This window comes from Shewanella acanthi, from assembly GCF_019457475.1.
Classification (GTDB): Bacteria; Pseudomonadota; Gammaproteobacteria; order Enterobacterales; family Shewanellaceae; genus Shewanella; species Shewanella acanthi.
In genome coordinates this window covers 3,587,223-3,597,948 of record NZ_CP080413.1, presented here as the reverse complement: position 1 = coordinate 3,597,948, position 10,726 = coordinate 3,587,223, and the positions used below count along the sequence as shown (strand labels likewise).

The 10,726-nt window shown below is 50.6% G+C and carries 8 protein-coding genes; 7 read left to right on the top strand and 1 reads right to left on the bottom strand.

Features of this window, described 5'->3' with window-relative positions:
- Positions 1-53 precede the first annotated feature (53 nt).
- The 6 genes from tldD (at position 54) to K0H61_RS15350 (ending at position 8,419) form a co-directional block, all read left to right on the top strand.
- Positions 54-1,502, top strand: a complete 1,449-nt coding sequence (gene tldD / locus K0H61_RS15375; RefSeq protein WP_220050354.1) for a metalloprotease TldD — start codon at positions 54-56, stop codon at positions 1,500-1,502.
- A gap of 305 nt (positions 1,503-1,807) precedes the next feature.
- Positions 1,808-3,229, top strand: coding sequence for a TolC family protein (locus K0H61_RS15370; RefSeq protein WP_220050353.1), 1,422 nt, complete (start codon positions 1,808-1,810; stop codon positions 3,227-3,229).
- The gene (locus K0H61_RS15365; RefSeq protein WP_220050352.1) at positions 3,219-4,193 is read left to right on the top strand and encodes an HlyD family secretion protein; all 975 of its coding nucleotides are present in this window, start codon (positions 3,219-3,221) and stop codon (positions 4,191-4,193) included. Before K0H61_RS15370 ends, K0H61_RS15365 begins: the two co-directional genes overlap by 11 nt.
- A gap of 3 nt (positions 4,194-4,196) precedes the next feature.
- Positions 4,197-5,438: an ABC transporter permease gene (locus K0H61_RS15360; RefSeq protein WP_220050351.1), complete on the top strand. Its 1,242-nt coding sequence runs from the start codon at positions 4,197-4,199 to the stop codon at positions 5,436-5,438.
- 1 nt (position 5,439) lies between these two features.
- Positions 5,440-6,672: an ABC transporter permease gene (locus K0H61_RS15355; RefSeq protein ID WP_220050350.1), complete on the top strand. Its 1,233-nt coding sequence runs from the start codon at positions 5,440-5,442 to the stop codon at positions 6,670-6,672.
- Positions 6,673-7,081: 409 nt separating this feature from the next.
- Positions 7,082-8,419, top strand: a complete 1,338-nt coding sequence (locus K0H61_RS15350; RefSeq protein WP_220050349.1) for an APC family permease — start codon at positions 7,082-7,084, stop codon at positions 8,417-8,419.
- A 119-nt stretch (positions 8,420-8,538) separates the two neighbouring features.
- On the opposite strand, the gene yjgA is transcribed toward K0H61_RS15350, so the two are convergent.
- Positions 8,539-9,072, bottom strand: coding sequence for a ribosome biogenesis factor YjgA (gene yjgA, locus K0H61_RS15345; RefSeq protein WP_220050348.1), 534 nt, complete (start codon positions 9,070-9,072; stop codon positions 8,539-8,541).
- A gap of 214 nt (positions 9,073-9,286) precedes the next feature.
- On the opposite strand from yjgA, the gene pmbA reads away from it, so the two are divergent.
- On the top strand, positions 9,287-10,630 hold the full coding sequence (gene pmbA, locus K0H61_RS15340; RefSeq protein ID WP_220050347.1) for a metalloprotease PmbA: 1,344 nt from the start codon (positions 9,287-9,289) through the stop codon (positions 10,628-10,630).
- Positions 10,631-10,726: the final 96 nt, after the last annotated feature.

The window sequence follows — 10,726 nt, the reverse complement described above, 5'->3', positions numbered from 1 at the left end:
CGAGCAACCGAATTTTAGCAAAGTAGGATCCTGTGGGATCAGAGAGAACATCGATGCCATTTTTAGCACAAGTAGAGCAAAGTTTATTAAAGGGTAATCTCGCCCTAGACGGGTTACAAAGCTATCTAAACACCATACATCAGCACAAAATCGATTATTCCGATCTCTACTTTCAAGGTAGTCGCCACGAGTCTTGGGTACTGGAAGATGGCATTATCAAGGACGGCAGTTTCCATATCGAGCGCGGTGTGGGAGTGCGCGCTATTAGCGGCGAAAAAACCGGTTTTGCCTACGCCGATGATATTACCCCTGCGGCGTTAAGTTCAGCGGCGCAGGCGGCTCGCGGTATCGCAGCCGCTGGCGAGCATGCTAAAGTGCAGGCCTTTAAGCGTCAACAGGCGATTGCCCTGTACGACAGCGCCGATCCTATTGCGGCAATGGAAGAAGTTAAAAAGATTAATTTACTCAAAGAAGCCGATGCCTATGTGCGCAGCCTCGATAGCCGCATTATCCAAGTGGTGATAAGCCTTGCGGGCGTGCACGAAGAAATCCTCGTTGCTGCCAGCGATGGCACTTTGGCGGCGGATATTCGTCCACTGGTGCGTTTTAACTGCAGCGTGATTTTAGAAGAAGGTAGCAAGCGTGAGCGCGGCAGCGCAGGTGGCGGTGGTCGTCACGATTACAGCGTGTTTATGGAAAACGATGACCTAGGTCTACCTATGTGTTTCGCCTTTGCCCGCGAAGCCGTGCGTCAGGCACAGGTAAACCTGCATGCCATCGATGCGCCAGCGGGTGAGATGCCCGTGGTACTCGGTAATGGCTGGCCTGGCGTGTTACTGCACGAGGCCGTTGGCCATGGTTTAGAAGGCGACTTTAACCGTAAGGGTAGCAGTGCATTTAGTGGCATGGTGGGTCAACAGGTGGCGTCAAGCTTAGTGACAGTGGTGGACGATGGCACGATCGCCAATCGCCGCGGCTCACTCAGCATCGACGATGAAGGTGTGCCGACCCAGCGCACTGTGCTGATTGAAGACGGTATCCTCAAGGGTTATATGCAGGATAAATTAAATGCTCGGTTGATGGGTGTTGCACCAACGGGTAACGGTCGCCGTGAATCCTACGCACACTTGCCCATGCCACGTATGACCAACACTTATATGACAGCCGGTGAGTCCGACCCAAGCGATATCATCAAGTCGGTGAAGAAGGGCATTTACGCGCCTAACTTCGGTGGTGGTCAGGTGGATATCACCTCGGGCAAGTTCGTGTTCTCTGCATCCGAAGCTTATCTGATTGAAGACGGTGAAGTGACTCAGGCAATTAAGGGCGCGACCCTTATCGGTAACGGTCCTGAGGCCATGAGCCAGATCTCTATGGTCGGTAACGACATGGCGCTCGATAAGGGCGTGGGTGTCTGCGGTAAGGATGGCCAGAGCGTGCCTGTGGGCGTTGGTCAACCCACCTTGAAACTCGACCGTTTAACCGTGGGCGGCACGGCTTAAGCGCTTCCCATTTTACTGACTGGTGCTGTTAACATGTGTTCTGCATTCAGTCTGTCATTCAGATCAGCCCAAAAGGCTGATCTGAAAATCCCATTTGTACCCGCTTTTAAATTCAATCCTCACGCCGTTATAAGCTTGCTACACTTCAAATAGTCAAAAGTTCAACTGTCTGTATTACATGGTTTTTGCAGGGAACTGTGCTACGCTGCCCAGAATAATTGCGTTAAGGTGGCCACGTATAGCCGCCTTCTCAGATGAGTGTTATCATTGCAATGGAAGTTAGAGTTATTGCTCTAGAGGTGTGAATGAAACGATCGCCAATGGCATGGATTTGTCTGCTCTCCTTAAGTAGTGCCTTGCCTATTTCGGGCTTTGCCCAACCCCTAACGTTTACCCAAGCCTGGCAACAATTGCTCAAGGTGAGCGATAAGCTGCAGGCGCAAACCCAAGAGGTAAATCGCGCTCAGGGCGAAAAAGATGCTGGCGACAGTTTGCATTTGCCGTCCTTAAGCCTAAATGGCAGTTATACCCGCCTCGAAAAACCAATTGAATTAGACCTAAGGGACTTAAATCCCCTGGCGTCCCTCGATGCCGCCTCCTTGCCGCCAGCGCTCGGTAGCGCACTGGCATCTATTCCAGGCTCAATGTTTGTCACCCCCTTTACCGAGCAGGATATCTTTCGCGCTAGCCTGCAGGCGATGTGGCCGATTTATACCGGCGGACAAATTACCGCCGCCGAGGGCATACACGCTGCGCTCCTTGCTGAAAAACAGCAGCAATTACAACTGGCGACCCGTGACCTCTTTACCCTATTAGTCGACCGTTATTACGCCGTGGATGTGACTCAGGCCTTAGTCGACACCCAAGCCGAGCTGGTGGTTTCGTTAACCGAGCATGTCGAGCATGCCCAAGCGATGGAGCGTGAAGGGCAAATTGCTAAGGTCGAGCGCCTTAATGCTCAGGTTGCGCTTGAAAATGCCAAGGTCAATTTAGGTAGTGCGCGCCGCCAACACGAGATGGCTGTCATCGCTCTGTCGCGTATGTTGCAGCAAACTCAGGTCGGGACTACCTCTGGCCTTTTTGTATTGCAAAATGCGCCTTCTATTAGCGAGCTCACTCAATTGACCCTAAGTCAGCATCCCGCGTTAAAGCTGTTAGAAGCCAAGGAAGCCCAAGCCAATGGCCTAGTGTCATTGGAGAAGGGGAAATACCAGCCGACGGTATTCCTCTTTGGTAATTACACCCTGTACGAAGACGACAGTTTATTTTCTAAGGTCGAGCCCGATTGGATGGTGGGCGTTGGAGTACAAATGCCACTCTTAAGCCGCGATGGTCGCAGTGGTAAGGTCGAAGCCGCTAAGAGTGCATTGCTGCAGGCGCGCTATACCAAGGCGCAGACGCGGCAGGATTTAAGCCTGCTGCTCGATCAGAGTTATCGCCAACTGCTGCAGGCTGAGGAAGAAGTGAGTGCGCTTAATACCTCGCTCGAACTGGCAACAGAAAACCTACGCCTAAGGGAAATCGCCTTTAATCAGGGCCTATCCACCTCTATCGACAGGGTCGATGCCGAATTAAAGCTCAGCGCAGTCAAGACTCAGCAGCTAGGTGCCCGCTATCGTTACGTGCAAGCCTACGCCAGACTTATGGCCATCAGCGGCCAACTCGATGAATTTATCGGCCAAAGTGCCCAAATCGCCCAATCCCAGGAGACAAACAATGCGCGCTAACAGAATCCTTGCCATTTTGGCGTTGGTCGCATTAGGCCTTATTCTCGCCTACGGTGTAAAGCTGGCCTATGGGCCGCAGCCTAGCCTGTTACAGGGGCAGATTGAGGCCCGCGAGTACAATATTTCCTCTAAGGTGCCGGGGCGCGTCGAGCAAGTACTTGTTCGCCGAGGCGATACCGTCAGTGAAGGGGATTTGCTGTTTGCGATTCACAGCCCAGAGCTTGATGCCAAGTTAATTCAAGCAGAAGGCGGCCGCGATGCGGCACAGGCGATGTCGGAGCAGGCCAAAAACGGCGCTCGCACTCAGGAGGTGATGGCGGCGAAGGAGCAATGGCTAAAGGCGCAGGCGGCGGCAACACTTGCCAAAACTACCTACACCCGAGTCGAGAACCTGTTTAACGAGGGTGTGGTTGCGCGGCAAAAACGCGACGAAGCCTTCACCCAATGGCAGGCCGCTAAGTATACGGAGCAAGCGGCCCTTGCCATGTATCAAATGGCACAGGAAGGGGCGCGGGTCGAGACCAAAGCCGCGGCAGCAGGGCAGGCGCGTATGGCTGAGGGGGCGGTAAAGGAGGTCAATGCGGTGATGGCCGACAGCCAAATGCGCTCACCAAAGGCGGGGGAAATCAGCGAAGTATTACTGCAACCGGGTGAGCTGGCACCGAGTGGTTTTCCCGTGGTGAGTCTAATTGATATGCAGGATGCCTGGGCGGTATTCCAAGTGCGTGAAGATCAACTAAAGACCTTTAAAAAGGGCGATAAAATTCAGCTACAAATCCCAGCGCTTGAGAAGGATGCCGAATTTGTGGTGTCCCATATCAGCGTGATGGGGGAATTTGCCACTTGGCGATCTACTGAGAGTGGTCATGATTTCGATATGCGTACCTTCGAGGTTGAGCTAAAACCCACAGCGCCCATCGCAGATCTTAGGGTTGGCATGTCAGTGTTACTTCGCGGCCGCTAATCCATGACCTTTGATGCGGCTAGTCAAAAAGCGGATGTTGATAAAGCGGTGGTAGAAGACGCAGGCCTTTTGGCTTTGCTGCGCCGCGAGTGGGCTGCGCTCTGGCAAGACCCGTGGCAGTTGGCGCTAATCAGTTATATTCCGTTGCTTGGTGTACTGTGCTTGTGGTGGTTATTTAGCGCGGGGCTGCCAAGGCAATTGCCCGTCGCCATAGTGGATCAAGACAATAGCCAGCTTAGCCGAATGTTGGGGCGTCAGCTTAAGGCCAATCCCGTGACTGAGCCGCAGAGTTTTAGCAGCTTACCTGCGGCGGTTGAGGCGATGCAGCAGGCTAAGGTGTATGCATTAGTGGTATTTCCAAAGGATCTTAAACATGATTTGTTAAGGGGGCAGAAACCCACTATCGATGTTCGCTATAACAGTCAGTTTTTATTGGTGGGTAAGTTATTGTCGAGTCAAATTCAGCTGAGTCTCGCCGATGGGTTAAAGCAAGTTGCAGGGATAAAACAGCTCGCCAGTGGTACACCTAAATCTCAAGTGGAGGTGAATCTTACTCCCGTTAAAAGCCAGGCAACGGCGCTATTTAATCGTAATAACAACTACATCGGCTTTTTGGTGCCGCCTGTGCTGGTGGCGCTGTGGCAACTGCTCGCCATGTTAGTGATGGCCAACAGTCTAAATCGCGAATTACAGTTCACTTCGGTTAATAGTATCGACAGCTTAACCAGTCATTTTATCCCTAAGGTACTGGCGAAGATGCTGTTATTCACGCCGCTATTTATGCTGCAGGGCGGCTTTATATTAACTTGGCTCTATCACTACCTTGCGCTGCCTCAGGCGGGTAATCTCACTTATTTGCTGTTAGCACAAGCGTTTATGTTAATGGCGGTGTGGAGCTTAGTGCTGCTAGTGTTTGTGCTGATGCGCGACAGCGCTAGGGTGATTAGCTTTTGCACTGCGCTATTTGCCCCCGCGTTTGCCTTTATGGGGGTGACCTTTCCAACCCATGAAATGCCGCAATTGGCGCAGTGGTGGCGCCTGATTATGCCATCGAGCCATTATATGGAGTCCCATGTGGGTGTGGTGAGTTATGGCGAGAGCGCATCCTCGCTTGCGAGTCAGCTTATCGGTTATTGGCCTTTTTTCTGTTTGATCCCCTTAAGTTTGCTACTGGCAAGAAGGCTATTTTCTCAGGGAGCGCAGCCTTTGAATGAGCCTAAGAACGCTACAGAGAAGGCGTACTAAGATGGCGAACCTTACTGCTCAGCATCAAGCGTCTTTCCCCAACAGCTCCCCTAAAAGTGCCCCTCAAAGCGCGGCCTTAAGTCTATGGCAATTGGTACTGCTCGAACTCAGCGCCATTGTGCGTGATAAGGCCATCGCCGTGACCCTATTCGGTGGCGTGCTGTTTTACTCGATTCTTTACCCTTTGCCCTACCAGCACCAAGTGCCAACGGAGCAGCAGCTCATTGTGGTGGATTTAGACCATTCTTCCTTAAGCCGCAGGCTTATTCGCCATGCTGACGCCAGCGCGAAAATTGAAGTGATAGGTCAGGTGGGATCTATCAGTGAAGCGCAGACATTTATCGAAACCGGCAAAGCGCACGGGCTGTTAGTGATCCCCGAGGGCTTTCGTCGCGATTTAATGCTCGGCAAAGGTGTAACCCTAAGTTATGGCGGCGATGCCAGTTACTTTTTGATTTACTCCGCGGTTGCTGAGGGGTTGGTGAGTGCGGGACTCGATGCGGGCAAGCAAGTGCAAATGATTGGCATGCTCACTCAGGGCAAAGCTGCTAAACAGGCGCAGATGAGCGTCAACTCCATCGCCCTTAACAGTGTGCCAGCATTTAACCCAAGCCTAGGTTATACGCCCTATGTGGTGCCTGGACTGTTTTTACTGATATTGCATCAAACCCTGCTGATTGGTACTGGGATATTAGGTGCGGGGCAGTGGCGACAACGGGGTTATTGGTTAGATGTCTCTCCCCTACAATTAGTTTGTGGCCGTATGTTGGCGTTTTTGCTTATCTATATCGTCTTTACCAGTTTCTACATAGGTTATTGCTATCACTGGTATCAGGTGAGTGTGCAGGCAAGTTTTGGCTTGGTGGCACTTTGGCTATTGCCGTTTCTGCTTGCTACTGCCGCCGCTGGCGTTGCCATGAGCAGCCTGTTTGTAAGGCGCGATTTACCGACCCAAGTGTTACTGCTGCTGTCGATGCCGATTCTATTTGTGTCGGGATTCGTCTGGCCGATAGCCCTTATCCCGGAGCCCCTAGTGCTCGCCTCCCAATGGATACCCGCAGTGCCTGCGATTATGGGGATGCTTGAGCTTAACCAAATGGGTGCGAGTTGGGGGAGCGTGCTACCAAAGTGGCTGCAACTTTGGGCATTATTCGGATTGTTTTTGGGGTTAGCAGTCTTGGGCGTAAAACGTCGCGCCGCAGCCTATGTAAAAGCGCTAGAGCAGCACTCTTAACCGTGCGGTGACCCTAAGGTTCTGTCTCATTTCATCCATCTGGCATCAAGGCGTTGGCTCTTTTGAGCTTATATTCTAATAATTGCATCCATTGGGTTGTCATCTCCCTCATTTTGGGGCAGAATGCGCGCCGCAAAAAATAACCGAGGTTAAACATACCTCGGTTATTTTCTTTTAAGCGTATGCGTTCAAACAAAAGAGGCCGGTAAAAATCCGGAAATGATACGAGGTTCGCCTGAACCTACTTTACTGAGGAAAAATCGATGGGGCTGTTGTCTACCGTTGTTTCGGTAATTGCCGTAGATCAAGAGATAAGATTAGCGATGCTAACTCAAATGGGCATGGTTAATCGAGAGCAAACACCAAGCGCAAATCATTCTGTTCAACCTTTTGCGATGGGAGCTTGCTAATGAGTCAACAACAGCCGAGTTTGAGACAGAGCTTAAGTTTATGGCAAGTAGTGGTAATGGGCTTGGCCTATCTGACCCCTATGGCCGTTTTCGATACCTTTGGTATCGTTGCCGATATTACCTCTGGTCTCGTTGCGACCTCTTATTTACTCGCGTTAGCGGGTATCCTCTTTACCGCGTTAAGTTACGGCCACCTGGTACGTAAATTCCCCTACGCAGGTTCTGCCTATACCTATGCCCAAAAAACCTTTAGCCCAAATGTCGGCTTTATGGTGGGGTGGTCGTCATTGCTCGATTATATGTTTATGCCGATGATCAACATGTTACTGGCAAAAATCTATTTAACGGCGATGTTCCCAAGTGTGGCGCCATGGATTTTCATCGTCGGTTTAGTGCTGGTGATGACCGCACTTAACCTTAAGGGTGTGGATCTGGTTGCTAACTTCAACAGTGTGATTGTCTTCGCCCAAATCGCCATTATTGTGGTGTTTATTGGTCTGATGGCCCACGGTTTGTCACTGGGTGACGGTGAAGCCGTGGTTGCCAGCGTGCGTCCATTCTATTCTGAGGACATGAGCCTTGCGCCATTATTTACTGGCGCGACGATTCTGTGTTTCTCCTTCTTAGGCTTTGATGGCCTAAGTTCGCTGACCGAAGAAACCAAAGATGCTAAACGCGTTATTCCACGCGCTATGGTGCTGACTGCGCTTATCGGTGGAATTATTTTCGTGAGCGTGTCTTACTTCCTGCAGCTGTATTTCCCAGATTTATCACGTTTCCAAAACATCGACGAAATGCTGCCAGAAATCGCTCTTTATGTCGGCGGTAACTTCTTCCAATCTGTTGTGTTAGTCATGACCACCATTGCGGTATTAGCGTCTGGTATGGCTGCTCATGCTGGTGTTGCCCGTATTCTTTATGTAATGGGTCGCGATAACATGCTGCCACGTAAAGGCTTTGGTTATGTTCACCCTAAATGGCGTACCCCAGCATTTAACGTCGTATTGGTGGGTTTACTGGCCTTATCAGCGGTGTCATTTGACCTAGATATGGCATTAGCTTTAGTTAACTTTGGTGCGCTGGTGGCCTTTACCTTTGTAAACCTGTCGGTGATTGTGCAGTTCTATATCAAAGAGAAACGCAACAAGTCTTTTAAAGAGCACCTGCAATACTTTATCCTGCCGCTGTGTGGCGCCTTAACCATTGGCGTACTGTGGCTAAACCTAGAGCAAGAGTCGTTAGAGTTAGGCTTAATCTGGGGCGCGATTGGTATTCTGTATTTAGGTCTGCGTAGCCTGCGTTTACGCAGTAAAGCTGCACTGCAAAGCGAAGCTTAATATCAGCTGTGAATAGATAGAAAAATACCCGCAGTAGCGGGTATTTTTTTGCGTGTACTAAGGGCTTTATTTTAGCGCTGATGATTAGCGCCAAGGTTTAAATACTCTAGCCCAAGTGATTACTCTTGGATCTCGCTACGCAGGTACTTGAACAGTTCTTTAGAAGACTTAGATTCGCCACCCTTGGCGATTTCTTTGGTCGCCTGACGCACTAGGGTGCGCAGCTTCTGACGGTCAAGTTGTGGATAGTGTTCCACTAAGGTTTGAATTTCGCTGTCGCCTTGGCTGAGTAAACGCTCACGCATTTTTTCAAAAATCTGCAGCTTGGCGGTTTCGTTACTGTTTTTGTTCAGTACGACGGCGAGGCCTGCTTTAATTGGCTCAATATCGACATTGCGCATCAGTTTGCCGATATATTGCATATGGCGGCGATAGGCTTCTGTTTTTGGCTTAATTTTGTGGGACTGCATGATGCTGTCGTACAAATGCTCATCCAGCTCGATTTTATCTAGCTGGGTTTTGCTGAGCGAAACCAGTTCCATACCGACTTTCTGTGCAGCTTCACAGTCACGCTTATCCTCTGTTTTGCTGACATACTCTTCGTCACTGTCATAGGGCTGTTTAAAATGCTCTGAATCACCAACAATCTTCATATAGATAAAACCTCAGTTAAATTACGCGCTAATAATAACATCTCCGGCCAAAATTCGCCTAGGTGAAAGTGGTTAAAGCGCGCGCTTGAGCGCTTAAGTCTAGGTTGTTCTCAATGCGGCGGGTAAGTTGCCGAGGATTTGGCGCAATATTTAATGAGAATGGGATTTGTGTTTGTTATGCTAACGCCATTGCCGACAACGAAAGAGTAACTTTGTGTCTTTGAACAGAATCGATAGTGAACTGACCGCGCTGAAAGATGCGGTTGCCGTGGCGCTGGAATATGCCAATAAATTAGGGACAAACGCCGCCGAAGTCGCGATCAGTAAGCAGCAGGGCTTGTCGGTTTCAACCCGTTTAAAAGAGGTTGAAACCGTTGAGTTTAATAAGGATGGGGCGCTGGGGATTACGGTTTATCGTGACGGTTGCAAGGGCAGTTCGTCGACCTCGGATTTAAGTCCAGAAGCCATCGCCCAAGCGGTCAAAGCGGCGGACGATATCGCCCGCTTTACTTCGCCGGACCCTTTCAGTGGCTTAGCCGATAAAGCGCTGATGGCAAAAGAGTTACGCGATCTTAAGCTTTACTATCCTGAAGATATTTCCCCAGAGGAGCTCGCCCAGCTTGCGATCCGCGCCGAAACCGCAGCCATGGATGCAGACCCTAGAATCAATAACTCCGACGGCGCCAGCGCAAATGCTCATACCTCGGTTAAAGTCTATGGTAACAGCCATGGCTTTTTGAACGGTTATTGCAGTTCACGTTACAGCTTAAGCTGCAGCGTGATTGGGCAGGACAGCGACGGCAATATGCAGCGGGATTACGATTACACTATCGCCCGTAAATTCAGTGAGATGTTATCGCCCGAGGCTGTAGGTCTTAAGTCCGCCGAGAAAACAGTGAGCCGCTTAGGCGCGCGCAAGATTGCCACTTCTCGTCTGCCGATTCTGCTATCGCCTGAAATCGCAACCGGATTAATGGGCCATCTTGTTGGCGCGATCAGCGGTGGTAGTTTGTACCGTAAATCGAGCTTCCTGCTCGATGCGATTAACACTCAAGTCTTCCCCGATTGGTTCAGCATCGAAGAGCAGCCGCATCTCTTAGGCGCGCTTGCCAGTGCCAACTATGATAGCGAAGGCGTGGCGACAACTGAGCGCCGCATTATCGATCGCGGTATGCTCGAAACCTATTTATTAACCAGTTACTCGGCACGCAAATTGGGCCTCGCTAATACGGGCCATGCGGGCGGTATTTACAACTGGACGCTGTCCCACACGGGGCAAAGCTTCGATGAATTAGTCAAAGGCATGGGCACTGGCCTGATTGTCACTGAAGTGATGGGTCAGGGCGTTAACATGGTGACCGGTGACTATTCCCGCGGCGCGGCTGGTTTCTATGTTGAGAACGGTGAAATCCAATTCCCAGTTGAAGAGATCACCATCGCAGGCAATCTAAAGGATATGTTCAGCGGGATCCAAGCCGTGAGTAAGGATTTTGACCTGCGCTCCTCTATCCGCACCGGCGCGATTTTGCTGTCGGATATGAAGGTCGCGGGTAACTAACGCTAACGCGCGACCAGTAGAATTTGCTGTAACTCGAGTTGAATATAAAAGCAGATGCAGAGACATCTGCTTTTTTTTTGCTTTGGCGAGTAACGT

Coding starts and splice junctions, on each gene's coding strand:
- tldD (WP_220050354.1), top strand. CDS start 54: ATGCCATTTTTAGCACAAGTAGAGCAAAGTTTATTAAAGGGTAATCTC.
- K0H61_RS15370 (WP_220050353.1), top strand. CDS start 1,808: ATGAAACGATCGCCAATGGCATGGATTTGTCTGCTCTCCTTAAGTAGT.
- K0H61_RS15365 (WP_220050352.1), top strand. CDS start 3,219: ATGCGCGCTAACAGAATCCTTGCCATTTTGGCGTTGGTCGCATTAGGC.
- K0H61_RS15360 (WP_220050351.1), top strand. CDS start 4,197: ATGACCTTTGATGCGGCTAGTCAAAAAGCGGATGTTGATAAAGCGGTG.
- K0H61_RS15355 (WP_220050350.1), top strand. CDS start 5,440: ATGGCGAACCTTACTGCTCAGCATCAAGCGTCTTTCCCCAACAGCTCC.
- K0H61_RS15350 (WP_220050349.1), top strand. CDS start 7,082: ATGAGTCAACAACAGCCGAGTTTGAGACAGAGCTTAAGTTTATGGCAA.
- yjgA (WP_220050348.1), bottom strand. CDS start 9,072: ATGAAGATTGTTGGTGATTCAGAGCATTTTAAACAGCCCTATGACAGT.